At 34.6% G+C, this 26,622-nt stretch carries 27 protein-coding genes and 1 riboswitch; of the genes, 23 read left to right on the top strand and 4 right to left on the bottom strand.

Features of this window, described 5'->3' with window-relative positions; genetic code table 11:
* Positions 1-17 precede the first annotated feature (17 nt).
* The 10 genes from lepB to CBF31_RS02010 all read left to right on the top strand — a co-directional run bounded on the left by lepB (position 18) and on the right by CBF31_RS02010 (position 10,642).
* A complete protein-coding gene (gene lepB / locus CBF31_RS02055; RefSeq protein WP_126830475.1) occupies positions 18-560 on the top strand; it encodes a signal peptidase I in 543 nt (180 codons plus the stop codon).
* A gap of 31 nt (positions 561-591) precedes the next feature.
* Positions 592-1,452, top strand: coding sequence for a ribosome biogenesis GTPase YlqF (gene ylqF / locus CBF31_RS02050; RefSeq protein WP_126830473.1), 861 nt, complete (start codon positions 592-594; stop codon positions 1,450-1,452).
* Positions 1,445-2,218: a ribonuclease HII gene (locus CBF31_RS02045; protein ID WP_126830471.1), complete on the top strand. Its 774-nt coding sequence runs from the start codon at positions 1,445-1,447 to the stop codon at positions 2,216-2,218. Before ylqF ends, CBF31_RS02045 begins: the two co-directional genes overlap by 8 nt.
* Before the next feature lie 53 nt (positions 2,219-2,271).
* Positions 2,272-3,147 carry a DNA-processing protein DprA gene (gene dprA, locus CBF31_RS02040; protein WP_245977900.1) on the top strand — a complete coding sequence of 292 codons (876 nt, stop codon included), beginning with the start codon at positions 2,272-2,274 and terminating at the stop codon, positions 3,145-3,147.
* A gap of 131 nt (positions 3,148-3,278) precedes the next feature.
* The gene (gene topA / locus CBF31_RS02035) at positions 3,279-5,357 is read left to right on the top strand and encodes a type I DNA topoisomerase (RefSeq protein WP_126830469.1); all 2,079 of its coding nucleotides are present in this window, start codon (positions 3,279-3,281) and stop codon (positions 5,355-5,357) included.
* Between the two features lie 58 nt (positions 5,358-5,415).
* Positions 5,416-6,717: an FADH(2)-oxidizing methylenetetrahydrofolate--tRNA-(uracil(54)-C(5))-methyltransferase TrmFO gene (trmFO, locus tag CBF31_RS02030; RefSeq protein WP_126830467.1), complete on the top strand. Its 1,302-nt coding sequence runs from the start codon at positions 5,416-5,418 to the stop codon at positions 6,715-6,717.
* Between the two features lie 148 nt (positions 6,718-6,865).
* Positions 6,866-7,765: a tyrosine recombinase XerC gene (gene xerC, locus CBF31_RS02025; protein ID WP_126830465.1), complete on the top strand. Its 900-nt coding sequence runs from the start codon at positions 6,866-6,868 to the stop codon at positions 7,763-7,765.
* 25 nt (positions 7,766-7,790) lie between these two features.
* On the top strand, positions 7,791-8,339 hold the full coding sequence (hslV, locus tag CBF31_RS02020; protein WP_126830463.1) for an ATP-dependent protease subunit HslV: 549 nt from the start codon (positions 7,791-7,793) through the stop codon (positions 8,337-8,339).
* Between the two features lie 12 nt (positions 8,340-8,351).
* Positions 8,352-9,749 carry an ATP-dependent protease ATPase subunit HslU gene (hslU, locus tag CBF31_RS02015; RefSeq protein ID WP_126830461.1) on the top strand — a complete coding sequence of 466 codons (1,398 nt, stop codon included), beginning with the start codon at positions 8,352-8,354 and terminating at the stop codon, positions 9,747-9,749.
* Between the two features lie 17 nt (positions 9,750-9,766).
* Positions 9,767-10,642, top strand: coding sequence for an aldose 1-epimerase family protein (locus CBF31_RS02010; protein ID WP_126830459.1), 876 nt, complete (start codon positions 9,767-9,769; stop codon positions 10,640-10,642).
* Between the two features lie 38 nt (positions 10,643-10,680).
* Here CBF31_RS02010 and ald read toward each other — a convergent pair whose 3' ends face one another.
* Positions 10,681-11,793 (bottom strand): alanine dehydrogenase, encoded by a 1,113-nt coding sequence (ald, locus tag CBF31_RS02005; RefSeq protein WP_126830457.1) that lies wholly within the window; start codon positions 11,791-11,793, stop codon positions 10,681-10,683.
* 258 nt (positions 11,794-12,051) lie between these two features.
* Positions 12,052-12,681, bottom strand: a complete 630-nt coding sequence (gene plsY / locus CBF31_RS02000) for a glycerol-3-phosphate 1-O-acyltransferase PlsY (RefSeq protein WP_126830455.1) — start codon at positions 12,679-12,681, stop codon at positions 12,052-12,054.
* A gap of 491 nt (positions 12,682-13,172) precedes the next feature.
* On the opposite strand from plsY, the gene CBF31_RS01995 reads away from it, so the two are divergent.
* From CBF31_RS01995 to CBF31_RS01980, 4 genes are read left to right on the top strand one after another with little or no spacing between them, the layout of a single operon-like run.
* Positions 13,173-14,105 (top strand): energy-coupling factor transporter transmembrane component T, encoded by a 933-nt coding sequence (locus tag CBF31_RS01995; protein ID WP_126830453.1) that lies wholly within the window; start codon positions 13,173-13,175, stop codon positions 14,103-14,105.
* Positions 14,078-15,766 carry an ABC transporter ATP-binding protein gene (locus tag CBF31_RS01990; protein WP_126830451.1) on the top strand — a complete coding sequence of 563 codons (1,689 nt, stop codon included), beginning with the start codon at positions 14,078-14,080 and terminating at the stop codon, positions 15,764-15,766. The genes CBF31_RS01995 and CBF31_RS01990 overlap by 28 nt, the downstream gene beginning before the upstream one ends.
* On the top strand, positions 15,763-16,461 hold the full coding sequence (locus CBF31_RS01985) for an ECF transporter S component (protein ID WP_126830448.1): 699 nt from the start codon (positions 15,763-15,765) through the stop codon (positions 16,459-16,461). The genes CBF31_RS01990 and CBF31_RS01985 overlap by 4 nt, the downstream gene beginning before the upstream one ends.
* A gap of 39 nt (positions 16,462-16,500) precedes the next feature.
* Positions 16,501-16,929 carry a DUF4430 domain-containing protein gene (locus CBF31_RS01980; protein WP_126830446.1) on the top strand — a complete coding sequence of 143 codons (429 nt, stop codon included), beginning with the start codon at positions 16,501-16,503 and terminating at the stop codon, positions 16,927-16,929.
* A 39-nt stretch (positions 16,930-16,968) separates the two neighbouring features.
* Here the strand turns inward: CBF31_RS01980 and CBF31_RS01975 are convergent, their stop codons facing one another.
* Positions 16,969-17,523 carry a BMC domain-containing protein gene (locus CBF31_RS01975; protein WP_126830444.1) on the bottom strand — a complete coding sequence of 185 codons (555 nt, stop codon included), beginning with the start codon at positions 17,521-17,523 and terminating at the stop codon, positions 16,969-16,971.
* Entirely contained in the window at positions 17,523-18,875 is a 1,353-nt protein-coding gene (locus CBF31_RS01970) for a 4Fe-4S dicluster domain-containing protein (protein WP_126830442.1), read from the bottom strand. The genes CBF31_RS01975 and CBF31_RS01970 overlap by 1 nt, the downstream gene beginning before the upstream one ends.
* Positions 18,876-19,172: 297 nt before the next feature.
* On the opposite strand from CBF31_RS01970, the gene CBF31_RS01965 reads away from it, so the two are divergent.
* The 9 genes from CBF31_RS01965 (at position 19,173) to CBF31_RS01925 (ending at position 26,551) form a co-directional block, all read left to right on the top strand.
* Positions 19,173-20,288 carry an oxidoreductase gene (locus CBF31_RS01965; RefSeq protein ID WP_170167839.1) on the top strand — a complete coding sequence of 372 codons (1,116 nt, stop codon included), beginning with the start codon at positions 19,173-19,175 and terminating at the stop codon, positions 20,286-20,288.
* A gap of 10 nt (positions 20,289-20,298) precedes the next feature.
* Positions 20,299-21,153: a homocysteine S-methyltransferase family protein gene (locus CBF31_RS01960; RefSeq protein ID WP_126830438.1), complete on the top strand. Its 855-nt coding sequence runs from the start codon at positions 20,299-20,301 to the stop codon at positions 21,151-21,153.
* Positions 21,154-21,157: 4 nt separating this feature from the next.
* The gene (locus tag CBF31_RS01955) at positions 21,158-21,502 is read left to right on the top strand and encodes a BMC domain-containing protein (protein WP_126830436.1); all 345 of its coding nucleotides are present in this window, start codon (positions 21,158-21,160) and stop codon (positions 21,500-21,502) included.
* 21 nt (positions 21,503-21,523) lie between these two features.
* Positions 21,524-21,964: a EutP/PduV family microcompartment system protein gene (locus CBF31_RS01950; protein WP_126830434.1), complete on the top strand. Its 441-nt coding sequence runs from the start codon at positions 21,524-21,526 to the stop codon at positions 21,962-21,964.
* A complete protein-coding gene (locus tag CBF31_RS01945; RefSeq protein WP_126830432.1) occupies positions 21,964-22,521 on the top strand; it encodes a cob(I)yrinic acid a,c-diamide adenosyltransferase in 558 nt (185 codons plus the stop codon). The genes CBF31_RS01950 and CBF31_RS01945 overlap by 1 nt, the downstream gene beginning before the upstream one ends.
* A gap of 62 nt (positions 22,522-22,583) precedes the next feature.
* Positions 22,584-22,731: riboswitch (adenosylcobalamin (AdoCbl) riboswitch) on the top strand.
* A gap of 279 nt (positions 22,732-23,010) precedes the next feature.
* Complete coding sequence (locus tag CBF31_RS01940; RefSeq protein ID WP_126830430.1) at positions 23,011-24,129, top strand: 1-propanol dehydrogenase PduQ; 1,119 nt, start codon at positions 23,011-23,013, stop codon at positions 24,127-24,129.
* Between the two features lie 40 nt (positions 24,130-24,169).
* Entirely contained in the window at positions 24,170-24,514 is a 345-nt protein-coding gene (locus tag CBF31_RS01935; protein ID WP_170167838.1) for a BMC domain-containing protein, read from the top strand.
* A gap of 38 nt (positions 24,515-24,552) precedes the next feature.
* A complete protein-coding gene (locus tag CBF31_RS01930; protein WP_126830428.1) occupies positions 24,553-25,125 on the top strand; it encodes an ANTAR domain-containing response regulator in 573 nt (190 codons plus the stop codon).
* Positions 25,118-26,551, top strand: a complete 1,434-nt coding sequence (locus CBF31_RS01925) for a sensor histidine kinase (RefSeq protein ID WP_126830426.1) — start codon at positions 25,118-25,120, stop codon at positions 26,549-26,551. Before CBF31_RS01930 ends, CBF31_RS01925 begins: the two co-directional genes overlap by 8 nt.
* Positions 26,552-26,622: the final 71 nt, after the last annotated feature.

Below are 26,622 nucleotides of genomic sequence, written 5' to 3'. Positions count from 1 at the left end.
TATGATAGGAGGGAACTATGAAAGACTATATACTAGAAAAGTTCTTCTATTGGGCTAAAATGATTATTTTGGCGTGTGTATTAGTTTTTATAATTAGAGGCTTTCTTTTCATTCCAATGAAGGTAGATGGAAATTCAATGGAAACAACACTGAAGCCGAATGATCAATTGGTTTATGAAAAAATATCTAAAATTAAAAGATTTGATGTGATTATATTTGAAAATGAGGATGGTTCTATTTATATTAAACGAGTGATAGGACTACCAGGTGAACATATAAAGTATGAAGACGACGAATTGTATGTTAATGGTAATAAAGTAGAAGAAGATTTTTTAGGACAAGCAAAAATTAAGCGCGACAGTAATCAATACACGACAAACTTTGATTTGAAAGAAATGACTAACCAGGAAACGTTATCAGATGATGGTTATTTTGTTTTAGGTGATAATCGCAGGTTAAGTAAAGATAGTCGTTCATTTGGTGAAATCAAAGCGGCTAGAATTATTGGCAAGGCCCGCTTTATTTACTATCCTTTGAAAAATTTCGGTAGAATAAAATAAGTTGTTAGATAGAAAGTTGGAGAGAAGAGTTATGACAATACAATGGTTCCCAGGACATATGGCGAAAGCTAGAAGAGAAATTACAGAAAAATTAAGATATGTAGATATGGTGTTTGAATTGGTAGATGCAAGATTACCTTTATCAAGTCGTAATCCGATGATGGATGAAATTGTTCAACAAAAACCACGTCTTATTTTATTAAATAAAGCAGATTTAGCAGATCCAAGAGAAACGGATAAGTGGAAACACTATTTTGAAGAAAAGGGACATGCGGCGTTAGTTATTAATTCACATGAAGGTAAAGGAATTAAGCAAATCGTACCTAAGTGTAAGGAAGTATTAAAAGAAAAACGTGAGCGTCAACAAGCTAAAGGGATGAAACCTCAGGCTATACGTGCCATGGTTATTGGAATTCCTAATGTTGGTAAATCAACACTTATGAACCGTTTAGTAAAGAAAAATATAGCTAAAACAGGTAATAAACCAGGGGTTACTAAAGGACAACAATGGTTAAAAGCTGGAAATGATTTGGAGTTGCTTGATACACCAGGTATTTTATGGCCGAAATTTGAAGACCAAGCGATTGGAAAAAAATTAGCTTTAACAGGTGCGATCAAAGATAATTTGCTTCATTTGGATGATTTAGCAATCTATGGTTTAGAGTTCTTTGGGGCTCACTATCCAAAAGATATAAAAAACCGTTATAATTTCACGGACGAAGAGATGGAACTGACGCCAGTCGATCAACTTGTATTAATTACAAAGAAACGTGGATTTAGAGATGATTATGACCGTGCGAGTGCGATGTTTATTCAAGAAGTACGTGCAGGTATGGTCGGAAGATATACATTAGACAGATATAATGAAATGCGAGAGGATTTAAATGACTAAAGGTTTGACGATAAGCAACATTAAAGAAAAGCTACAAACAGTAAGCACTCAAACAGATCCCTTTTTCAAGAGTATTATTGATGATGAACGTAAAGGTGTTCAAAAGTTGATAGAATCATGGAAAAAGGACCAGTTAAAAAAAGAAAAGATTAAAGAACATTCTGAGTTTATGTGCCGTTATGAGCGTGATGGTTTAGCAAAAGGTTACAAAATGATAGCAGGTATAGATGAAGTGGGCAGGGGTCCGTTAGCGGGTCCTGTTGTGGCTGCAGCTGTTATTTTACCTAAAGATTTTGAAGTTCTTGAGATTAATGATTCTAAACAATTATCCGAAAAAAAACGTGATGATTACTATGATTTAATAATGGAGCAAGCTGTTGCGGTATCGGTGGGTATTGTTGATGAACGTGAAATTGATGACATTAATATTTATCAGGCAACAAAATTAGCAATGAAAAAAGCTGTCGGTAAATTATGTTTTAGACCAGATTATTTATTGATTGATGCGATGGTTTTAGAAGATGTTGAAATCGATCAAGAGAGTATTATCAAAGGAGATGCTAAAAGTGTATCAATTGCCTGTGCTAGTATTGTGGCAAAAGTGACGAGGGATCGGATGATGAAAGATTTTGATAAGCAATATCCCGGTTACGGCTTTGGTAATAATGCTGGTTATGGGACTAAAGAACATCTAAATGGACTTGAGAATTTGGGTGTATGTCCAATTCATCGTCGTACATTTGCACCAATCAAAAATATGATTTAAATTAAACCTTTTTTTCTGCGTATTATTTCTAAAAGCAGAAAGAAGGTTTTTTTATGTGTGATGTAAAGTTTATGTTTTTTAAATTGAAACACTGTCGGGGGATATCAAACAAAGAGTTAGTTTTCCTGTTTGAGAAGAGAGAAGAGTTTAATTTAACAAGCCTTTCGCCAATGGGATTAGCTGATTTAATAGGAATCAAGGGAGGAAAATTAGAAAGATTTTTGACTAGTTACCAACAAATAGTAGAGCATCCAGTCACCTGGAGTGACTATTATAAACGTACGCCCTTCTTATTTATTTTGGATAATGACTACCCTGATTATTTAAAGGAAATCTATAATCCACCAATAGGGTTGTTTTATAGAGGAAATATTGGTTTATTACAGACTTCCTGTATAGCTGTAGTCGGCTCTAGGACTGCTTCGTTTTATGGAAGAGATGTCATTAAGGAAATAGTTCCAGGGCTTGTTAGAAAGGGTCTGACGATCGTCAGCGGGTTAGCTAGTGGAATTGATACAGCTGCTCATCAAGAAACGATATATAATAAAGGGAAAACAATTGGTATCATTGGATGTGGTTTAGATAGAATTTACCCTAAAGAAGGTAAGCACCTGCAAAACTATATGGCCAAAAATCATTTAGTCTTATCTGAGTATCCTGAAGGAACACCTCCACTTCCATATCATTTTCCGGAACGAAATCGACTTATAGCAGGTCTATCATTAGGAACTTGCGTTATAGAAGCAAAAGTGAGGAGTGGTAGTCTTATTACCGCATCATTGAGTTTAGAAATGGGACGAGAAGTTTTTGCTGTTCCAGGATCGATATTGGGTTTAGAAAGTATCGGCTGCTTGAAATTGATACAAGAGGGTGCCAAGTGCGTTACGTGTAGTACAGATATTTTAGATGAGTTAATATATAAGATTTAAGCAAAAAATGACATAATATAGAAGAAAAGTTGACAAAGGACTAGCTTATAGAATAAGATTGTAACGATTTGATATAAGTTTATTCCTATATCACATGAGTAGTTAGTAAATTAAAGGTGGTAGTAAAATACATGGCATATAAATATTTAGTAATTGTAGAATCACCAGCCAAAGCAAAAACAATTGAAAAATACTTAGGTAAAAACTATAAAGTTGTGGCCAGTGTGGGGCACATCCGTGATTTACCAAAAAGTAAAATGGGTGTAGATACTGAAAATAATTACGAGCCCCATTATATTTCTATTAGAGGTAAGGGTCCTGTTATTAAAGAATTAAAACGTCTTGCTAAAAAAGCAGACAAAGTTTATCTCGCGAGTGACCCGGATAGAGAAGGGGAGGCTATTGCTTGGCATTTAGCTTATCTCCTTGGTTTAGATTTAGAAGATAAAAACAGAGTAGTTTTCAATGAAATTACAAAAGAAGCAGTAAAAGCCGCCTTTAAAGAACCTCGCTCAATTAATGTTGATTTAGTTGACGCCCAACAAGCTCGTCGTATTTTAGACCGTTTAGTAGGTTATTCTATTAGTCCAATTCTTTGGAAAAAAGTAAAAAAAGGCTTGAGTGCAGGGCGTGTGCAATCGATTGCGCTTAAAATAATCATTGACCGTGAAAATGAAATTAGGGCTTTTGTTCCAGAAGAATACTGGAGTATCGCTGGTAATTTTATGAAGAAACGTAAGAAGTTTAAAGCTAACTTTTATGGTGTAGATGGTAAAAAAGCTAAGCTTAATAATGCTGAGGATGTTAAAGCAGTAACCGAGCGTCTAAAAACAAAAGACTATACTGTCGATAAAATCACGAAAAAAGAACGTAAACGTAACCCAGCAAAACCTTTTACAACAAGTGGACTTCAACAAGAAGCAGCACGCAAGTTGAATTTCCGTACAAGGAAAACAATGATGGTTGCCCAACAATTGTACGAAGGGATTGCATTAGGTAAAAAAGGAACGGTTGGTTTAATTACATACATGCGTACCGACTCTACTCGTTTATCAGATGTTGCTAAAAATGAGGCAGCTTCATTTATCGAAGAAACATATGGTAAAGAATACGCTATTGGTTTTAAAGAAACGTCTAACAAAGAAAAAGGGGCACAAGACGCCCATGAGGCGATTCGTCCTTCAAGTATTTTAAGAACACCAGATTCAATCAAAGAGTATTTAAGTAAAGACCAATATAAACTATATAACTTGATTTGGTCACGTGTTGTTGCCAGTCAGATGACACCAGCAGTTCTTGATACAATGAAAGTTAATTTAAGCCAAAATGGTGTTATGTTTGTAGCTAATGGTTCGAAAATTAAATTCCCTGGATTTATGAAAGTTTATGTAGAAGGAAATGACGATGGTAAAGAGGATAAAGAAAATATCTTACCTGATTTAGAAGAGGGTGAAACAATTACTGCGGTTGATTTAGAACCTAAACAACACTTCACTCAACCACCGGCCCGCTTCAGCGAGGCGACGTTAATCAAGACATTAGAGGAAAATGGTGTAGGTCGTCCATCGACGTATGCTCCAACTTTAGAAACAATTCAACGTCGTTATTACGTTAAATTAGTAAGTAAACGATTTGAACCAAGTGAACTTGGTGAAATCGTTAATACGATTATCTGTGACTTCTTCCCACAAATTGTTGATATCAACTTTACTGCACAGATGGAAGAAGATCTAGATAAGATTGCTGATAGCCAAGAAGAATGGAAGAACGTTGTGGATCGTTTCTACAAACCGTTCGCTATTGAGTTAGAAAAAGCAGAAACTGAAATTGAAAAAATCCAAATTAAAGATGAACCAGCAGGTTTTGACTGTGAAGAGTGTGGTCATCCAATGGTTATCAAATTAGGTCGTTTCGGTAAATTCTATGCATGTAGTAATTTCCCGGATTGTCGTCAAACCAAAGCGATTGTTAAAGAGATTGGTGTGAAATGTCCAACGTGTAAAGAGGGCGAAGTCATTGAGCGTAAATCTAAAAAGAATCGTCTATTTTATGGCTGTTCAAGATATCCAGAGTGTGAATTTACCTCTTGGGATAAACCAGTTGGACGTGATTGTCCTAAGTGTCAAAAATACCTGGTTGAAAAGAAAGTCAAAGGCGGCAAACAAGTATTATGTAGCGAATGTGACTACAAAGAAGATATTCAAAAATAAAAAATCAAGCAAGGGCGTATCATGCGGCCTTGCTTGTTAACTGATAGGAGTAAAAATTATGACAAATCAAGTTGTTAATGTAATTGGTGCAGGACTTGCTGGTAGTGAAGCAGCGTGGCAAGCGGCAGAAGCAGGAGTAAAGGTTAATTTATATGAAATGCGTAAGGTTAAAAAATCACCAGCGCATCACACTGAAAACTTTGCAGAATTAGTATGTTCTAACTCATTACGTGGAAATACTATCACAAATGCTGTTGGATTATTAAAAGAAGAGATGCGTCAATTCGATTCTTTAATTATTGGTTCAGCTGACGCGACCGCTGTACCTGCTGGTGGAGCACTTGCAGTAGACAGAGATACCTTCTCAGAAATGGTAACAGATCGCCTAAGAAATCACCCTAACGTTACAGTTATGGATGAAGAAGTAACTCAAATACCTGAAGGGATTACGATTGTAGCAACGGGACCATTAACGTCAGAAGCACTAGCGGACCAAATCAAAGAGTTTACTGAATCAGAAGGTCTGTACTTCTATGATGCAGCAGCTCCGATCATTGACCGTGCAACAATTGATATGGATAAAGTTTACCTGAAATCACGTTATGACAAAGGTGAGGCAGCTTACTTAAACTGTCCAATGACTAAAGATGAATTTAATGCTTTCCGTGAAGAATTGATTAATGCGGAAGTTGCGCCACTTAAAGAATTTGAAAAAGAAAAATACTTTGAAGGATGTATGCCTATCGAAGTAATGGCTGGACGCGGAGAGAAAACGATGTTATTCGGACCATTAAAACCAGTTGGCTTAGAAGATCCTAAGACTGATAAACGTCCTTATGCGGTAATTCAGTTACGTCAAGATAACGCAGCGGCTTCGTTGTTTAATATCGTAGGCTTCCAAACTCATTTAAAATGGGGAGAACAAAAACGTATTATTCGAATGATTCCAGGTCTAGAAAATGCTGAAATCGTTCGTTATGGTGTTATGCACCGTAATACGTTTATGAATTCTCCTGAATTATTAGAACCTACATATCAATCACGCAAACGCTCAGACTTATTCTTTGCTGGTCAAATGACAGGTGTTGAAGGTTATGTTGAGAGTGCGGCAAGTGGCATGGTAGCGGGGATGAATGCAGCACGTATGGCTAAAGGCGAAGACTTAATGACTTTCCCTAGAGAAACAGCAGTAGGAAGTATGGCTTACTACATTACACATACAGCGGGCAAACATTTTCAACCTATGAATGCTAACTTTGGTATTTTCCCAGAGTTGCCAACTCGTATTAAAGATAAAAAAGAACGCTACACTGCGATTGCAGAGCGTGCGCTAAAAGCGACTGACAAACTAAAAAATTAAGCTTATAAAGTCTGAACGTAGGTTCAGGCTTTTTATTTAGGTTTAAAAAGTGTTAAGAATGGTAAAAATAGGTAAATTTATATTAATATATTTGTATTAAAAAAGGGTCTATGATACATTTATTTTGTAGTAGAAAGAGGGCTCTATAGTGAAAGAAAGAGATTGGATAAAGGAGTTTTTAGATTATTTAGTCATAGAACGACAGTATTCAGAAAAAACACAAAAGGCATATAGAGATGATATTCGTGATTTTTTGATCTTTCTAAACGAGACAGGACAATCTGATTATTTAAAAGTAGATTATCAAGATATCAGACTTTATCTTGCTGAACTACATGATAAAGAATACAGTCGGAACTCAACCGGTAGAAAGATTTCAAGTTTACGTTCTTTTTATCAGTATTTATTGAGACAAGAGTTGATTCAAGAAAATCCTTTTACTTATGTTCAACTTAGAAAGAATAATCTACGTTTGCCTCGCTTTTTTTATGAAAAAGAAATGGATGCTTTATTTGAGGCTGCGCAAGGAGAAAGGGCACTTGATAAACGAAATCAGGCGTTATTAGAAACGTTATATGCAACAGGTATACGTGTGAGTGAGTGTGCAGGTATGAAACTTTCAGATATTGACTTTGAATTAAATGTTATATTAATTCGCGGTAAAGGGAATAAGGAACGGTATGTGCCTTTTGGTTCACATTGTGAGGAAGCGTTACAAACGTATTTTGATAGCGCTCGTTTAGAACTTCTTGAAAAGAATAAAAAAACAAATAATACTGTTTTTATTAATCATCACGGAGATGCACTAACGCCTCAAGGTATTACCTATATCTTAAAAAAAATTATACAACAAAGTAGCTTAATAAGTAGTATTCACCCTCATATGCTTAGGCATACGTTTGCTACTCATTTATTAAATAATGGTGCAGATATGCGTACGGTTCAGGAATTACTAGGACACGCAAGTTTGTCATCTACACAGATCTATGCTCATGTAACAAAAGAAAAATTACAAAAAAGTTACCGTAATTTTCACCCACGAGCTTAAATAAGAATTTCAGGAGGAACTATATATGGGATATACAACATTTCATTCAACAACAATTTGTGCAGTAGAGAAAGATGGTAAATTTGCAATGGCTGGTGACGGTCAAGTTACAATGGGCGAGTCTGTTGTAATGAAAGGGACTGCTAAAAAAGTTCGCCGTATCTATAATGGTGAAGTAGTAGTAGGATTTGCAGGTAGTGTTGCAGATGCTTTTAACTTAGAAGGGAAATTTGAAGCAAAATTAAATGAATATAAAGGAAATTTGATGCGTGCTGCTGTCGAGTTAGCAATGGAGTGGCGCAGTGATAAGATGATGCAAAAGCTTGAAGCGATGTTAATCGTTATGAATAAAGATGAAATGTTAGTCGTTTCAGGTACAGGAGAGGTTATCGCACCTGATGATGGTATTTTAGCAATTGGGTCAGGTGGGAACTATGCGTTATCAGCAGCTCGTGCTATGAAACGTCATGGTAAAGATGAATTAACTGCCGGAGACATTGCTCGTGAAGCTTTACATGTAGCAGGAGATATCTGTGTGTATACCAATCATAATATTATCGTAGAAGAATTGTAGAGGGATGAAAATATGACAACAATAAATAAAACACCTAGAGAAATAGTATCAGAATTAGACCAATTTATTATTGGACAAAATAGTGCTAAAAAAGCCGTAGCCGTTGCTTTACGCAATCGTTACCGCCGTATGAAATTAGATGAAGAGATGCAACAAGAGGTTACACCTAAAAATATGTTAATGATTGGACCGACAGGTGTTGGTAAAACCGAAATCGCAAGACGTTTAGCTAAAATTATTCAGGCGCCATTTGTTAAAGTGGAAGCTACGAAATTTACTGAAGTTGGTTATGTTGGGCGTGATGTTGAATCAATGGTTCGTGACTTAGTTGAAGCTAGTATCGTGATTGTTGAAAAAGAGCAATATAGTAAAGTCTACACTCAAGCTAAGAAACGTGCAGAAGAACGCTTAGTTAAGCTGTTAGTTCCAGGTATTAAGAAAGAGCAAAAGAAAACAGCGAACCAGTTTGAAGCGATGATGCAAATGGTTAACTCTATGCAAAATCCTCAAGAAGAAACGGAAGAAGTAACAGATAAAATCAAAGCAAATCGTCAAACGATTGCTGAAGAATTATCACGCGGAACACTTGAAAATCGTGAAGTGACAATCGAAATGGATGAGCCTAAGAAAAATGTAACACCGATGAATAATGGTTTAGAACAAATGGGTATCGATTTAGGTGATACGCTTAATTCTTTAGCTCCTAAAAAACGTATTAAACGCACACTTACGGTAAAAGAAGCACGTGAAATCTTAATTAGAGAAGAGTCTGAAAAATTAGTTAATAAAGGTGACCTGTATAGTGAAGCGATTAAATTAGCTGAAAATAATGGTATTATCTTCATTGATGAATTTGATAAAATAACATCTAAGTCACAACAATCTGGTGAAGTATCTCGAGAAGGTGTGCAGCGTGATATTTTACCAATCGTAGAAGGTTCTCAAGTTAATACAAAATATGGTGCTATCCAAACTGACCATATTTTATTTATTGCATCAGGTGCTTTCCACTTGAGCAAACCAAGTGATTTAATTCCAGAATTACAAGGACGTTTCCCAATCCGTGTTGAATTAGACGATTTAACAACAGAAGATTTTGTTAAGATTTTAACAGAACCAAATAATGCGATTATTAAACAATACATGGCATTACTGGGTACTGAGAATATTAATGTAACCTTTACGATTGAAGCTATTGAACGTATTGCGGCTATTGCGTACCAAGTTAACAGTGAAACAGATAATATTGGTGCTAGACGTTTACATACTATTCTTGAAAAATTATTGGAAGATCTTTTATTCGAAGCGTCAGAGATGCAAATGGGTGAAATTATGATTACAGAAAATTATGTGAATGAAAAATTAGGGGATATTGTAGAAGACGAAGATTTAAGTCGCTACATTCTTTAGGATGGAAAGGTGTCATTATGAGTTGGACAATTGAAAATGATAAAGTAAAAGCGACCATTAATACTAAGGGAGGAGAACTTGCTTCTCTTATTTTGAAAGAAACGGAAGTTGAATACATTTGGCAAGCAGATCCAGAATTTTGGGGTAGACATGCGCCGGTACTCTTTCCTATAGTTGGTAAATTAATTGATAACACCTATACATATAAAGGTAAAAGTTACACTATGGGGCAACATGGCTTTGCTAGAGATAAAGAGTTCTTTTTGGTAGAACAAACTGAGTCTACAATCAAAGTAGGATTGAAAAGTGATGACAGTACTCGTGAAGTTTATCCTTTTGATTTTGAGCTAATATTAAGTTTTGAATTAAATGAAGATAACTTAATTTGTGGTTATAACGTTAAAAATACAAGTGAAGATGTGATGTATTTTGGTATTGGTGGTCACCCTGCCTTTAATATTCCTTTAGATAATAAAGGTGATTTTGATGATTACTATTTTGAGATAAACGGCTCTGATAATTGGCTGGTTTATCCATTGGATGGGGCTCATATTAATCAGGCGGCATCACATATTGATAAAACACCTAGTAAAATCAGTATTAATCGTGAATTGTTTAAAGGTGATGCACTTGTCTTTGGTACAACAGGCAGACAAGAAATTAGTATCAAATCTGAACTAACAGAAGCAAGTGTTAAGGTGAGCTATGATGATATGCCTTTCGTTGGACTTTGGAGTCCCTATGCAAAAGAAGCGCCGTTTGTCTGTATCGAGCCGTGGTGTGGTATCGCTGACCCTACAACAGCTTCTGGAGAATTGTCAGAGAAATTTGCAATGAACCGTTTAGAATCACAAGAAGTATTTACAAATGGTTATACAATAACAGTAAAATAAAAAGCAATCCCGATTATGGGATTGCTTTTTATTACATTTTAAACTAATTCAGGTGAATCATTAAATGGCAAATCAAGAGCGGAAGCAACTGCTTCATTTGTGATGGTACCTTTATAAGTATTAAGTCCTTTTTTAAGGACATCATTTGAATTTAAGGCTTCTGCTAAACCTTTATTAGCGATTTGTAAAATATACGGAATCGTAACATTTGTTAAGGCTTGAGTGGCTGTCTTAGGGACAGCACCTGGCATATTAGCAACAGCATAATGTTGAACACCAGATACGTTGTACACTGGTTCATCATGTGTTGTAATGCGATCAATGGTCTCAAAAATACCACCTTGGTCAATTGCGATATCAATAATTACAGAGTTTGGTTCCATTTGAGCGACCATCTCTTTGGTTACTAGCGTAGGAGCTTTTGCTCCAGGTATAAGAACAGCACCAATAACTAAATCAGCTGTTTTTATAGCCTTTTCAATAGTAGCTGGAGTAGAGATTAAAGTTTGTACTCGGCCATTAAAGATTTGTTCTAGTTCAGCTAAACGAGTAGCATTTACATCTAAAATAGTTACATTTGCACCCATTCCAACAGCAATTTCAGCTGCATGATAACCTGAATGGCCACCACCGATGATGACAACATTACCTTTTGGTGTGGCAGTTGCTCCACTAAGTAAGATACCTTTACCACCATGGATACTTTCCAAATACTGGGCTCCGATTTGAATAGATAAACGACCAGCGATTTGACTCATTGGAACTAGAAGTGGTAGTGAATTGTCTGGTAATTGAATTGTTTCATAAGCAATACCAGTTGTTTTAGATTCTAACAGAGCATCTGTTAACTCTTTATTTGGTGCTAAGTGAAGGTATGTGAATAAGATTAAATCTTCGCGTAAGTATTTGTATTCTTCTTTAAGAGGTTCTTTGACCTTAATAACCATCTCTGATTTCCAAATTTTTTCAACATCAGTTGTAAGTGTAGCGCCAGCTGCTTCGTATTCTTCATCAAAATAACTCGCATTAACGCCTGCATTTTTCTCGATTAGAACAGAATGACCTGCTCCGACTAAATTGCTTACTGATAGGGGTGTTAAACCGACACGACTTTCGTTGTTTTTAATTTCTTTAGGTACACCTATTTGCATAATAAACCCAACTTTCTAATCAAATTTTAACAAACTAAGTATACCACTTCTGATAGAGATGCGCAAAGATTCACAATTTAATTAACGCTATATAATTAAAAAATAACATCATATTAATACGCTTAGTTTGGGGAAAGACATATCACCTTTGATTTGATCTAGTTAAAATAATTACAAAATTCACATGCATAACACTCATTAATTATAAATATAGGAAATATTTTCGAGTTATAAAAAAATAACTACTCAAATGAGTAGTTATTTTTTACGACTATTCAGTCCGAAAGGTACATGATTTTCTGTACCTTGTATAATACGTTTGATATTTTCTTTGTGACGTAAGAAAATAAATACTGTCAATCCAACCGCTATTAGTGTTAATAACCAGTCGAATTCTGGTAAAATTGTAGGCCAAATGACTGGCAATAGAACTGTAGATAGGGTAATTAATATAGCGCTAATCATACTTGTTAAACTTACTATACTAGTAATAAGTAATGAGATAATAAAGATACTAGCAGAATAAACAAAAAATAATGGTGAATAACCTAATAACATTCCAGCGCTTGTTGCAACAGCCTTCCCGCCTTTGAAATTTGCAAAAATAGGAAAGGTATGCCCCATAACAGCAGCTAAACCAATCCATAGTGGATTAATGGTTGCACCGAATAGGACAGGCAGCCAAGTAGCTAGAGTTCCTTTTAAAATGTCCATAAGTAATACCGTAGTTCCTGCTGTTTTACCGAGAACACGATAAGTATTAGTAGTTCCCGAGCTAAAACTACCAAACTCACGAATATCTTTATTAAAAAAAATCTTACCAATCCAAACCCCTGATGGAATAGAGCCAAGTAAATAGCCAATAATGACCATTAAAACAATTTTCATAATGTGTAAACTCCTTCTATTAAACTAAGAGTTATTTTACCATGAAAAAAGAACTACCTCAATCTTTCCCAAAATTGTTAGTGATAGTATAGTATATTAAACGAAAATTTTATTTCTTTAACAAATGGTCGATCACAAGTATTTTTCATAGAGTTTAGAAAATATAAAATAACAATTTATGATTAACTAGTGTGAATATGATTAATAGTTTATTTGAATATTATTTATATATTGTACTTTTATATATTGTGATGTAGAATAAGTTATGTCGTTAGACAATTTATTTAATTCCATAAAAGCAAACGCTTACAAATGATGCAATGGAAGTTGATTAAAACAACACTGTCCCCGCAACTGTATGAGGTAATTATATTACCTGAGTCAGGAACATTGTCATTTCAAACACTTTTTCGGGAGTAGGAAGGTGGCTTATTTAGTTATACGCCACTGATATTTTTCAGTGGTTTTTTATTTTAAGGAGGAAAGAAATAGTGATAAACCATTATCAAGAAGATGAATCCGTATTAGGTTTTTACCATCCTGTACTATTATTATCCTTCTACTGTTTGGTTTTACTTATAACAATGTTTACGGATGATCCGATAGTTAGAACGTTAAGTTTTTTAGGTGGCTTAAGTTCTTGTTACATAACAGTAGATAGGGATACCTTCTTTAAAAATTTAAAATTAGGAAGCTTTTTAGTATTTATTTCTGCGTTATCCAATTTTTTATTCATACATAGCGGGGCAACGATATTATATATATTAAAATTTAAACTATTCGGTAAAAATTTCAGGTATTTATTTACTTTTGAATCATTTGTTTACGGATTTCTATTCGGAATAATGATGTTTGCTATGTTAATGTGGTTTCAATCGTTGAATAAAGTTTTAACAACAGATAAGGTGAATTATTTATTTGGTCGTTCATTCCCCAAAATAGCATTAATTTTATCTATGGTTATGCGTTTTCTTCCGATGTATCAAAGACAGTTGAGAACTATCCAGCAAGCACAAGAGGGGTTAGGACAAATACAAGGTGAGCGACGAATTGAAAAAGCTAAAAGTGGTACAACTATTTTTGGAAGTCTTTTTTCATGGGCATTAGAAAATGCAATTGAAACTTCTGATTCTATGAATGCTAGGGGATTCGGTTTGAAATCAAGAACCAATTTCTCGATTTTCAAATGGAGATCAAGAGATATTTTATTTTCAATAGTTATTATTTTTTTAAGTAGTTGTATTTTATATTTTTTTACTCAAGAAAGTTTTAAATTTAACTATTATTCAAAATTACATTATGTTAGAAAAGATAATCTGAAGAGTATTTTGGGATATTGTGTTGTTATTTTAACATTCTCTATACCAGTACTTGTTGAAGTGAAGGAGTGGCTAAAATGGCGATACTTAGTGTCAAAAATTTAAGTTTTAAATACCCTAATAGAGTAAATAATGTCTTAACGAACATCAATTTAGATGTTGAAAAAGGTGATTTTCTTGTGCTTTGTGGAGAATCAGGCAGTGGGAAAAGTACGCTATTACGTTTATTAAAACGCGAACTTACTCCCCATGGCGAAAAAAGTGGAAGTATTGAATTCTGTAACACAGAAATCAACGACATGACAGATTATGATTCTGCCTCAAAAATTGGTTTTGTGATGCAGAGTCCGGATAATCAGATTGTAACTGATAAGGTGTGGAGTGAATTAGCTTTTGGTCTTGAAAATTTGTCGGTCCCTCCTCAGATGATAAGAAGCAGAGTTGGAGAAATGGCTAATTATTTTGGAATTCATTCATGGTTCAAAAAAAGCACAAGTGAATTATCTGGCGGTCAAAAACAACTTTTAAACTTAGCTTCAATTATTGTTATGCAACCAGACGTGTTGATTTTAGATGAACCAACAGCACAACTAGACCCTATTGCAGCTTCTGATTTTATTGATACTGTTTATCGTTTGAATCAAGAACTTGGAATCACGGTGATTATGGTAGAGCATCGACTTGAAGAAGTGTTTTCTTTAGCATCAAAAGTTGTTGTGTTAGAAGAAGGGAAAGTTGCTTTTAAAGGGAGTCCGAGAGATATTGCGGAAGATGATGAAATATTTGAAAATAATCCATCTCTATTATTAGCTTTTCCAACTTCATTAAGATTATTTCAAGAATTGGGTGGAGTAGGCAAGGCTCCTTTGAATAATAAAGAAGGTATTAAATTTATTGAGAATTATATACAACAAGAAGATATTGAAGTAACGGTTGATAATGAGTTACGGGCTAAACCGAAAGAGCCTGAAAAAATAGCCTCAATGAAAAACGTGTGGTTTCGTTATACAAAACAGTCAGAAGATGTTTTAGCAGGGGTTGATTTGACGGTTTTTAAAGAAGATATCTTTTGCTTATTAGGAGGAAATGGTTCTGGTAAAAGCACGCTATTAAAAGTATTGTCAGGATTAGAAAATGCTTACGAAGGATCCATCAAGTTATTTGGGAAAAAAAGTAAATCTTTTAAAAATAAGGAATTAATCGACAAAAGAATAGCAGTTCTTCCTCAAAATCCCTTAACTATATTTACCGAGACAACAATACGAGAAGATTATGAATTACTCTGTGATAAAGTGGGTTACTCTAAAGAGGAAGCTAAGGATTATATTTTGAAATATTCTAAACTACTGAATATTACTAATTTTTTAGATTTTTCACCGTATGATGTTAGTGGTGGAGAACAACAGTTAGTAGCACTAGGTAAGTTATTGTTACTAGACCCTGATTTCTTGTTATTAGATGAACCTACTAAAGGGCTTGATGCATCTGCTAAGAAAAATTTAGGTGACATAATGTCTCGCTTAAGAGATGAGGGTAAAACTATTTTTATTGTCACTCATGACATGTCTTTTGCAGCAAGCTATGCTACAAAATGTGCCTTATATTTTGATCATCAAATTGTATCAATGAATGATCCTATTAATTTTTTCTCAACTAATTACTTTTACACGACGCCTACTAATAAAATGGTTCGAAACTTTTTACCGAACGCTATCAAACCGGAGGATGTAATAGCTAGTATTAGGAAACGAGGCGAAACGAGATGAGGGTAAGAAGTTTTAATTGGTCTACTTTACTGTATTTGATTGGTATTCCGCTAGTTATTTTATTCGGATATACTATTTTTGAAAATAAACTTTATAACCTTATATCTATGTTAGTTGTTATTGTAAGTATGTTACCTTTCTTTTTTTCTTTTGAAAAAAAAGAAACGACTTCACGAGAATTAGTGCTGTTAGCTGTTATGGTATCCTTAGCAGTTTTGGGGAGAGTTGTATTTTTCTTTTTACAAGGAATTAACCCGATGGCAGCAATAGTAATTATTTCAGGGATATATTTAGGTAAGAATTTAGGGTTTATGATAGGGGCCTTATCGCCGCTTGTATCAAATATGTTATTTACTCAAGGGCCATGGACTCCTTTTCAAATGTTTGCTTGTGGTTTAGTGGGGTACTTAGCAGGAACAGCTTTTATATCAAAACATGCACAAGATAAAAAATGGCTATTATGGTTATTAGGTATTCTCATGGGTGTGATGTACTCAGTTTTAATGGATGTATGGACTGTGTTATCCATTGATGGCTTTTTTACACTCAAAAGATACTTAATTATTATTGGACAGTCTTTTCCGATGACAATGAATTATATAATTGCTAATGTCTTGTTTTTAACGGTTTTGAATGAACCTTTAGGGATAAGAATTGAGCGTATCAAAGAAAAGTATGGTATTAAGGTCGTTTAGATAACGATTTTATATAAAAAAAATAGAGGAGTAGTGGTTATGAAAACAATGAAAAAAATTATGGCAGTAATGGTTTTAGGACTAGTATTAGCGGGATGTTCTAACACAGATGATTCTGGGAAAAAAACAGAAGATACAAAAGCTAAAACGGAACAAACAACAAAGGCTAAAGATAATAATGAAGAAACAGTAACAATTAAATTATTAGTAGATGATAAAGAAAAAGCTAATAAAAAGGTATCGTTCGAAGAAGGTCAAACACTTGGAGAAGTTATGAATGAAAATTTTGAAGTGGCTGATGATAACGGAATGATTTCATCTATTGATGGAAACGAACAAAATGTTGACGAAAACAAATATTGGTTATTTGATGTAAACGGTGAGGCGGCTACTGTTTCAGCTGGCGACTTAGAATTAAAAGCTGGCGATGAAGTTGTTTGGAAATTAAATAAATTAGAAATGAAATAAATAAAAAGAGCTAACTATTAAGTTAGCTCTTTTTATTTATTAAAATACCAAACTATTGACTAGTTCGGGACGAGGATTTGGTAAAACAATATGATTAATAATCATAGCTTCCTCTTTAGCGCCTTCGACCCCAGCATCAACAGCCGCTCTAACAGCATCAACATCTCCTGTCAAAACGACGAATGATTTACCAGCGATGCCTGTTCCTAATTGTAAACTAATTAGATCAACATCTGCTGCTTTAACTGCGAAATCAGCTGCGATGATAGAGCCTGCTGCTGAGTAGTATTCGATAGCTCCAACAGCTGACATGTTATCAGGGACATGAGTCATGCTGATTGCTGTAATTACTTTAGGGTCAATACGTGGAATAGTTAACTTACCAACGACGTGCATACCGCCGATACGTGATCCTTCTTCGATTGAACGCTCGACTGAATCAACACGCCCAGAAATGATAATATAATACTTTCCAGGGCAGCTTGCTTTAGCTGAAATCAACTGACAGTCAGCGGCCTTTAACATGAAGTCTACTGCTTCGATTCCTTTTGCAATACTATTTAGTTCTAAAAATCCTAATGTATCAATAGCCATTATGCCACATCCTTTTTAATATGAATTAATTGTTCGCCAACGGTTTGCACAGTTCCCGAGATACTTGCATGTATCGGAGCACCAAGCTTATCATCATCAAGTGTTGCGATAACGTCTCCTGCTTGAACTTTTTGTCCGGGTTCAACAACCGCATGACAAGGAGCTCCGATATGCATTTTCAATGGAATGAAAACTTCATCACTGTCAAATTCCGTTACATCATCAAAAGTATAGTTTGCGTATTTTTCTAACCCCATTTTTAGAAGAATATTTTTTGGAGGTGTTTTTGCGAATTCGCGCATTGGTTTTGGAATTAATTCTTCACCGTTATATTGGTAACGAATGCCTTTTTCTGCTAGTCTATTTTTCACATAGATATTAACTTGTCGTGGTGATAAAGACATCGGACAAGCGATAACTTCACAGATACCACATTCACAGCACAATATAGCTTGTTTCCAAACAGGATCGTCATCAATATCTTCTGGAATCTCATTCATCGAAAGATGTCTCATGACTTGGTGAGGGTGTAAAGGAATTCCGATTTGATAACGCGGACACAAATCTGTACATAATGTACACTGAATACAACTCGATTTTGCTTGATTGATAATTTGTGAAATTTGTCGTTCATGTAATTGGTATAAATACTCTTTTTCTTCAAGAATAATGATACCTGAAGTTGTTTTAGTTACGACTTGATCGTTGAAGTTTAAATGATTACCGATTTTACCCATCATAGGGCCGCCGTTTAAGAAAATGAACTGAGATAGTGGTGTGCCACCGGCTAATTCTAAACATTTAGAAAAAGGAGTGCCGATAGGGACAAGTAACAGTTTTGGTTCGCTTACTTCACCGGTGATAGTAAGTAGTTTGTGTGTTAAGGGGGTTTCTGAGGACATAGACTCATAAACGTTAAGCATGGTTGTGATATTTGATACCACGCATCCGACTTGTAGAGGAATACCTCCGGGTGGTACAGTTCTTCCGGTTACTTCATAGACGATGACTTGTTCATCACCAGCTGGATAAAAGTTACCCATTTTGAAAATAGTAATAGGAGCATTAAATTTGTCAATAGCAGCTTGTAGAGAAGCGATTTCTTCGTTGTAATGGCTTTTCGTAGCAATGACAATATGTTCTGCTTCTACAAATTTACCCACCTCGGCGATGGCTTGGATACATTTTTCAGCGTGATTTTTCATAACATAGTGGTCTGTTTTTAGTAAAGGCTCACACTCAGCAGCATTAATTAAAAAGTATTCTGCTTTAGCGTTTAACTTTTTGGCAGTAGGGAAACCAGCTCCTCCAGCTCCTACAATACCAGACTTGTGAATTTTTTCTAATAGCATTTTTTCACCTGCATTCTTTCATTTATTTTATTTTTAAGAATAAATGACACCGTTGTCAAAGTTATTGTAAGCCCTCTCAAGAATGAATGCAACGTTTTTTGAATATCTTGAAATAGCATATTGTCTGAAAAGGCTTTAAAACCAGCTTTGACTATTATTAAAAAATTTGATATCCTATACACAAGTTAATAAATCGAAGGAATTACAATGGTGTAATTTTAAAATGCAAAGGCGCAAAAAAATATATTTTTTTTGTGCCATTTTTTTGTTGTAGATAAGGGAAAGGAGGTCGGAAATGTGACTTTGAATGAGTCGTTTGAATTAGGTTGTGGTCTAGTATTAAAAAATAGGGTGTTGTTTGCTCCAATTTCAACACTAAGCTGTTTGCCTGGTGGGGAGATAAGTGAGCAAGACTTAGCCTTTTATGAAAAACGGTCAAAGGGTGTTGGAGCAATTGTTTTAGCCTCTGCCTATGTCACTCAAAAAGGGAAAGCTTATGAAGGTGGTATTGGAATCAGTCATAATAGGCATATCGCTGGTCTTAGTAAATTGATTAGTAAGATAAAGAAAGGCGGCAGTGATAGTAAAGTATTTATTCAGCTTTATCATGGTGGAGCTATGACTTCTTACAATTCTACGATTCGAAGCTCTTTCTGCGTTTCTTCTGAATCGAATCAACTTGACTCAACTCACCAATATCAAGAATTAACCGAGCAGATGATAGAGTCGATTTATCAAGATTATGAGGAAGCTCTTATTCGTGCAATCCGAGCAGGTTTTGATGGCGTAGAGATACATGCGGCTAGTAATTACTTGCCTTATCAATTTTTATCACCTAGTTGGAATTATAGAACCGATGCTTACGGTGGTTGTTTAAAAAAAAGATTAAAATTTATAGAAGAGCTTGTATTGAGATTGAACAGTTGTATTAACGAGTATGCAACATCGCCCTTTGCTTTAGGAATTAGATTGTCAGAAACGGATAGTTCTTTGGAAGAGCAAGAGAAATGGAAGTCATTTCAAACAACACTGTTGACAGTTCAAGAATTAAACTCACTGCCACTGGACTATATTCATATGGCGAGTTCCGATTCGTTGGAAGAGGTTGAAGTTGATGGGCAGAAGTATTCTAAAGCAAGTTTGCTAAACACTATGTCTGATAGTATTCCGCTCATAACTTGTGGTGGACTATTGTGTCATGAAGATGTGGCTAAAGCTTTAAAAACTAGCCCCTTAGTTTCTGCATGTCGCCCATTTATTTTTTTACCAGACTGGGCTGAGAAAGTTCTTGTGGGAACGGAAATAGTATTCGAAGAACGGCAATTAACGGGAGCGTTACGACAAGAATTAGCCATACCACGAGCCTTGTGGTCAAGTGTTAAGGAATCTAAAGAATGGTATATGTACCAGTAGGAGGAGACGCATGACGAATTCTTCGGTTTTACTAAATGAGACTTTGGTTTTTGATGGCGGAAAAGGAACAGAAATTTTAAAACGTGGCTATGTGACTTACCCTCTTGATAAAGCCTCAGTCGATTCTCCAAACGTGGTTAAAGAGGTGCATCAATTATACATAGACTCAGGAGCGGATGTTCTGACGACGAATACATTTAGGTTAACATCTTTTTCAGAAAAATATGAGATGGAACGTGTCATATCAGCTGATTATCAGATTCTTAAGGAGATATCAGCGCCATACATCGCTCTTAGTATAGGTCCAGGTGACGCTGATTTTTCAAAATTAAATACGATTGAAAAAAAAGAACTCAGTAAACGTTATAAATGGCAGGCGGAATTAGGTGATAGTCATGATATAGACCTAATTTTATTGGAAACAGTTTGTAATTTTTCAGAAGCAGTTATGGCAGTTAATGAAATAAAAGCTGTTACTCAAATACCATTAGCAGTAACGTGTACTTTAACAGATATGGGACAATTGATTTCTGGAGAAGAATTCTCTCAATTCATTGTTAAATGTGAAGAACTTGGTGTTTCGGCAGTGGGACTCAATTGCTTACCAATTGATGAGGACTTAAGTTGTTATATTAAGACTGCGTTAAAAGAAACGTCGCTTCCGCTAATTATTCAACCGAACATAAGTATTCCAAGTCAAGCAGTTGAAGATATGGTTTATTCTGTAAAAGAGCAAGAGTTTTTGGATGCCATGGAAGATATTTTGAATTATGAACAAATTAAATTAGTGGGAGGATGTTGCGGGACAACGCCCGAGTTAATTTCAAAACTTAAAGCAAGAGTAGATAATAGAAAAGAGGTCTAAAAATATGACAGAAAAAGTTAGAGTTATTCAAGAATCGGTACCTGGTCGTCAGATAACAATTGCCCATATCGTAGCAAATCCGGATAGTAAGGTTTATGAAAAAGTTGGGTTACAAGCGTTTAAATCCCAAGCGATAGGTATTTTAACAATTACACCTAGTGAGGCGGCAATCGTAGCATCTGATATTGCTACGAAAGCTGCAGATGTTAAAATAGGTTTTATGGACCGATTCAGTGGTGCTCTAGTCGTGACAGGTGATGTTACAGCAGTTGAAGCAGCACTTGAAGCTGTGATTGATACATTAGGTAATATGCTTGCTATTTCTAAAACAAAAATTACACGATCATAGAGTAAGAATAGAGGGAACTACGTGAAAAAAATTATGTTAGTCGGAGCAGTTGGAACTGGGAAAACGACCCTAACTCAGCGTTTAAAAGGTCAAGAGATATCTTATCATAAAACACAAGCTATTCAATTTGAAGATGTTGTAATTGATACACCAGGAGAGTTTACTCAAAGAAGACAATATTACAGTGCATTACAAGTGACCTCGACAGAGGCAGATGTTGTAGGTCTTCTTCAAAGTGTAGGGGAGTCGTTTGATACATTTCCACCTGGTTTTAGTAGTATGTTTTCTTGTCCGAGTATTGGTATTATTACAAAGGTTGATTTAGCTGAAAACGAAGAAGAAGTTAAATTTGCTGAGTTAAGTCTATTGAATGCTGGGGCAGTGAAGGTGTTTAAAGTTTCTTCAACAGAAAATGAAGGGATTCAAGAAGTTTTAGACTATTTGAAGAAGGAGGAGAAGTAATGAAAATATATACAAAAACTGGCGATAAAGGACAGACGAGTATTATCGGTGGTGAAAAAGTCTCTAAAGCATCAAATAGAGTTTGTTCGTATGGTACAGTAGATGAACTGAACTCATATCTTGGGGTTATCATAAGTCAAATGAAGAGCAGCTTAGATGTAAAAAAAGATTTAATTGAAATACAACAAATTTTATTTGATTGTGGTACGGATATGGCAACACCTAACGCTTCTAAAGGGTATAGAACTAAAAGTGAATCAGCAGTTTGGTTAGAAGAGTGTATTGATAAATATTTACAATCTCCAGAACCATTAACAGAGTTTATTTTACCAGGTGGAGATCCTATTGCTAGTCATTTACACTATGCTAGAACGATTGCAAGACGAGCGGAACGTGAAGTTGTTGCAACAGCTTCAGAAGAAGAGATTAATGAAGAGGTTTTAAAATTTTTAAATCGTTTATCGGATTATTTCTTTGCAGCGGCTCGTTTAATTAACCATCGTGAAGGTAGACCAGATGTTAGCTATAGAAGAAATGGAAAAGTTTTTTATAATTAATAAAAAAATCACAAGAAAATGTTGTAAACGCTTATCAATTATGATAAGATTTTCATAAGAAGAAAGTTATTTAATTGTTTATTTTAGATGGAAATTTGGTTAGATTCCAATACGGTCCCGCCACTGTGAAGAGTGAAAACTACAAGTCAGGTCTTTCTAAAATTAACTACATGGTACTTAGTGTTTCGTGGTAAAACGTCTAAGTTTATAAAGAAGATAGCCTCAATAAGGCTTATTCAGTAAAACTCCTTGTCGTTTTAGAGTACCAGTAATAATGTGTTTGTCATTCAGTAGTGAGTTAGATAACCACATTTTAACAAAAGTTATAAAAAGACAACGGATTATTTTACTGAAAAGTAAGATTGCACAACGACGTGTATCCCGCTGTCTTTTTATTTTTTAGTTAGCAAGGAAGCTACCTAAAGAAAGTCTAGTCATAGTCTTTTTTAGGTAGCTTTTTTCTATTTATTATTATGCGGAGGTGCAAGTGTGAAACAATTAAATTTTAATACAAATATTTTTATAGGTGAAAACTCTCTAGATTGTTTAAAAACATACTCTAATGAAAGAATTTTCATTGTAACAGATGGTTTTTTGGTAGAATCTAAATTAATAGATTTTATTACAGATAATATAAATGATACAAATACAGTAGAGATTTATACGGATGTTGTGCCAGATCCAGTTGTTGATAATGTAGTAGGAGGCGTCGAAAAATTAGATGCATTTAAACCAACATTACTAATCGCATTCGGTGGAGGTTCAGCAATTGATGCTGCAAAAGCCATGAAGCTTTTTGGTATTAAATTAGGTAAATTTGAACAATTAACATTGATTGTTATCCCAACGACAAGTGGTACAGGATCAGAAGTAACAAATTTCTCTGTTATTACCAATCCTAAAGAAAACTTAAAACATCCTTTGGTAGATGATTTATTACAACCTGATAAAGCTATTTTGGATACACGATTAGTTAGAACAGTTCCACCTCATATCACTGCTGATACGGGAATGGACGTTTTAACTCATGCGTTAGAAGCGTATGTATCTACAGAAGCTAATGATTTCTCAGATGCTTTGGCTGAAAAAGCAATTAGTTTAATACTTAATTACTTGGAACGTGCTTTTGTAAATGGTGATGATATGGAAGCTAGAGAAAAAGTTCATTATGCCTCATGCTTAGCAGGTATTGCATTTAACCAAGCATCACTAGGCTTATGTCATGGTATTGCTCATACAATCGGTGGCAAGTTCCATATGCCACATGGTCGTATTAATGCGATTTTATTGCCGTCAATCATTGAATTTAACTCAGAAAAGTGTAACGTTGCTATGGCTAAGTATGCCGATATTGCACAAAAAAATAGCTTATCTACAGGCTCAGGTAAAATGGCAGTTCGCCAATTAGTGAACCGCATTAAAAAATTACGTCAAGCATTAGATATTCCTTCAAATTTTGTTGAGATGGGCGAGACAGTAGAGTCATTAAAACCACATTTAGATACAATTGGAAAAGAAGCGATACAAGATCCAACTACTGCCACTAATCCAATTCAACCAACAGAAGAAGAAGTAATTGCTATTATTGAACCATTATTTAAAAAATAATAAGCTATGTATTTATTATATAAAAGAAAGGTGATTCTTTGTGCAAGAAAAACAACGATTGATACAAGAATTTGTCCCTGGTAAACAAGTCACAATGGCTCACATCATAGCTAGTCCAACCCAGGATATTTATGATAAACTAGGTTTAGTTACAACTAAATCTGGAGCAATAGGGATCTTAACAATAACACCAAGTGAAGCCGCAATTATAGCAGTAGATATAGCACTGAAGTCTGGTGATGTTGATGTAGGTTTTGTAGATCGTTTTAGTGGTTCTGTTGTTCTTACAGGAGATTTATCTTCTGTAGAGGCTGCTTTAAATGCCGTTACTGAAGGTTTGAAGACTATCTTGGAATTTTCTTCAACATACGTAACAAAAACTTAGATTTAATTGAGAGCTAAATAAATGAAAGGAGTGGTATCGTGACTAAGAACATTGTCATTGTAGACGATGAACCATTAATGAGACTAGACTTAAAGGATATGTTGCGAGCTGCAAACTACAATGTCGTAGGAGAAGCAGCTGATGGATTCGAAGCAATCGAAGTGTGTAAACAACATATGCCGGATTTAGTCATTATGGATGTTCAAATGCCGCTTTTAGATGGTTTAACAGCTGGAAAGAAAATTATGAGTGAACACTATGCAAAAGGTATTCTAATGTTAACTGCATATAGTGATACTAATCATAGACAAAAAGCATTAGGTTTTGATGCGGTTGGGTATTTAGTTAAACCGCTAGACGAAAAATCATTTATCCCTACAGTAGATATGGCTATTGCTAAAGGAAACCAAGTCTTCAATCTTGAAAAAAATGTTTTAGAATTATCAACAAAATTAGAGAACAGAAAAATGATTGAAAAAGCAAAAGGTGTTTTAATGTCTACACAGGGTATTTCTGAAGATGAAGCTTATAAACAAATTAGAAAATTAAGCATGGATAAGCGTTGTCAAATGATTGATGTAGCTGAAATGATTGTGATAAGTCATGCATGAGACTCTAATTAGAAAGCTATGCAAGGAATACTCCAATTTATCTCCTGATGATGTAGATGAAATTGTAAATACAGCTAATGGTTTAGAAAATAGTATTTTGTATCAAGGCGAAGATGTTTTTATAGACATACTTTCAACACGAACAGATGAAGCAATCGTTGTTTATCATCGTAAACCGACTTTAAAAAATTCGCTTTATAAAGATGAAATAGTTGGTAAAATAGCGAAACGTTTAAACGAACCAGGTGTTTATCGAACGTTTGAAACATCTTTAAAAACAGAAGGACTTCTTGGTAAAACTCAAGAAAATAAAATGATAAGGCAAAAGGTTTTTCCTATTCGTAATAATCAAAAGAATATCGGTGTTATAATTGTTGAATCACCTTTTGCTGAAGCTGTTGAAGAACGTGATTATCGTCCAGAAAAAAATGTTTTTGATGATGGAACAGGATATAACTATCCTAAAGCTAATTTATTTTACCAATCTTTTATCGAAAAATTAGATGAGGCAATTTTAGTCTTTGATAAAGATGGTTATCTTGTTATGAATAATAGTGTTGCTGATTCTTATTATTATCATTTTGGGTACATGGAACGGATCAAGGGATTTCATTATGATAATTTATCATTGGATACAAGTACCTTTGAACAATTATTGTATTTATTAGAGGTTGGAAGATGGGATGAAGTATCTCAAAAAAAAGTAATGTTTGGCGAAAGTCATTTTGAAATGAAACGTTTTTTTGAGAAAGATAACGATTTATTTGTAATGATTCTTCACGATAAAACTGAAATTTATAATAAAGAAGTTGAAATTATTACAAAATCGGTTGCAATAAAAGAAATTCATCATCGTGTGAAAAATAATTTGCAAAGTATAGTATCTCTTTTGCGTATTCAAAGAAGGCGTCTACAGAATGAAGAGGCATCTAAAATACTTAATGAAAGTGAAAATCGTGTATTAGCAATTTCAAGCGTTCACGAGATGCTATCAAAACAAATTGAAGATGACATCTTATTATCTTCTGTTTTACATATGATAATCAACAATGTGCAAAGAGTATTTCTAGGTACATTGGATGTAATACTTAAAGTAGAATTAGATGAAACAATTTCTCTGGATAGTGATCGAACTGTGACTGTAGCTTTGATTGTTAATGAACTACTTCAAAATAGTTTTGAACATGCGTTTAACAAGGATGTGACAGATAATAAAATAAGTATCTCTCTGTCTAAAGAAGGCAATGATTTTGTTAAAGTTACAGTTAAAGATAATGGAACTGGTTATGATTCTGAAGCTATATTTGATCAAAGCTTAGGTCTCCAAATTGTATCTTCGTATGTAAAAGATAAACTTAGAGGTAAGCTGCAAATAAGTTCATCAGAAGATGGAACAACAACATGTTTTTATTTTAAAACTACATAGGACAAACAATGTCGTTTGTCGTCAAGCAAAGTCGCTTAAACAGATCTTTTAACCTATTAAAAGATTTATTT

It is taken from the genome of Vagococcus fessus (genome assembly GCF_003987565.1).
GTDB lineage: Bacteria > Bacillota > Bacilli > Lactobacillales > Vagococcaceae > Vagococcus_D > Vagococcus_D fessus.
The sequence above is the reverse complement of the archived record's forward strand: the minus strand, read 5'-3'. Positions and strand labels throughout refer to the sequence as shown.

Bases quoted from the DNA above. Each gene is read 5' to 3' on its own strand.
- lepB (WP_126830475.1), top strand. From the start codon at position 18: ATGAAAGACTATATACTAGAAAAGTTCTTCTATTGGGCTAAAATGATT.
- ylqF (WP_126830473.1), top strand. From the start codon at position 592: ATGACAATACAATGGTTCCCAGGACATATGGCGAAAGCTAGAAGAGAA.
- CBF31_RS02045 (WP_126830471.1), top strand. From the start codon at position 1,445: ATGACTAAAGGTTTGACGATAAGCAACATTAAAGAAAAGCTACAAACA.
- dprA (WP_245977900.1), top strand. From the start codon at position 2,272: ATGTGTGATGTAAAGTTTATGTTTTTTAAATTGAAACACTGTCGGGGG.
- topA (WP_126830469.1), top strand. From the start codon at position 3,279: ATGGCATATAAATATTTAGTAATTGTAGAATCACCAGCCAAAGCAAAA.
- trmFO (WP_126830467.1), top strand. From the start codon at position 5,416: ATGACAAATCAAGTTGTTAATGTAATTGGTGCAGGACTTGCTGGTAGT.
- hslV (WP_126830463.1), top strand. From the start codon at position 7,791: ATGGGATATACAACATTTCATTCAACAACAATTTGTGCAGTAGAGAAA.
- hslU (WP_126830461.1), top strand. From the start codon at position 8,352: ATGACAACAATAAATAAAACACCTAGAGAAATAGTATCAGAATTAGAC.
- CBF31_RS02010 (WP_126830459.1), top strand. From the start codon at position 9,767: ATGAGTTGGACAATTGAAAATGATAAAGTAAAAGCGACCATTAATACT.
- ald (WP_126830457.1), bottom strand. From the start codon at position 11,793: ATGCAAATAGGTGTACCTAAAGAAATTAAAAACAACGAAAGTCGTGTC.
- plsY (WP_126830455.1), bottom strand. From the start codon at position 12,681: ATGAAAATTGTTTTAATGGTCATTATTGGCTATTTACTTGGCTCTATT.
- CBF31_RS01990 (WP_126830451.1), top strand. From the start codon at position 14,078: ATGGCGATACTTAGTGTCAAAAATTTAAGTTTTAAATACCCTAATAGA.
- CBF31_RS01985 (WP_126830448.1), top strand. From the start codon at position 15,763: ATGAGGGTAAGAAGTTTTAATTGGTCTACTTTACTGTATTTGATTGGT.
- CBF31_RS01980 (WP_126830446.1), top strand. From the start codon at position 16,501: ATGAAAACAATGAAAAAAATTATGGCAGTAATGGTTTTAGGACTAGTA.
- CBF31_RS01975 (WP_126830444.1), bottom strand. From the start codon at position 17,523: ATGGCTATTGATACATTAGGATTTTTAGAACTAAATAGTATTGCAAAA.
- CBF31_RS01970 (WP_126830442.1), bottom strand. From the start codon at position 18,875: ATGCTATTAGAAAAAATTCACAAGTCTGGTATTGTAGGAGCTGGAGGA.
- CBF31_RS01960 (WP_126830438.1), top strand. From the start codon at position 20,299: ATGACGAATTCTTCGGTTTTACTAAATGAGACTTTGGTTTTTGATGGC.
- CBF31_RS01955 (WP_126830436.1), top strand. From the start codon at position 21,158: ATGACAGAAAAAGTTAGAGTTATTCAAGAATCGGTACCTGGTCGTCAG.
- CBF31_RS01945 (WP_126830432.1), top strand. From the start codon at position 21,964: ATGAAAATATATACAAAAACTGGCGATAAAGGACAGACGAGTATTATC.
- CBF31_RS01925 (WP_126830426.1), top strand. From the start codon at position 25,118: ATGCATGAGACTCTAATTAGAAAGCTATGCAAGGAATACTCCAATTTA.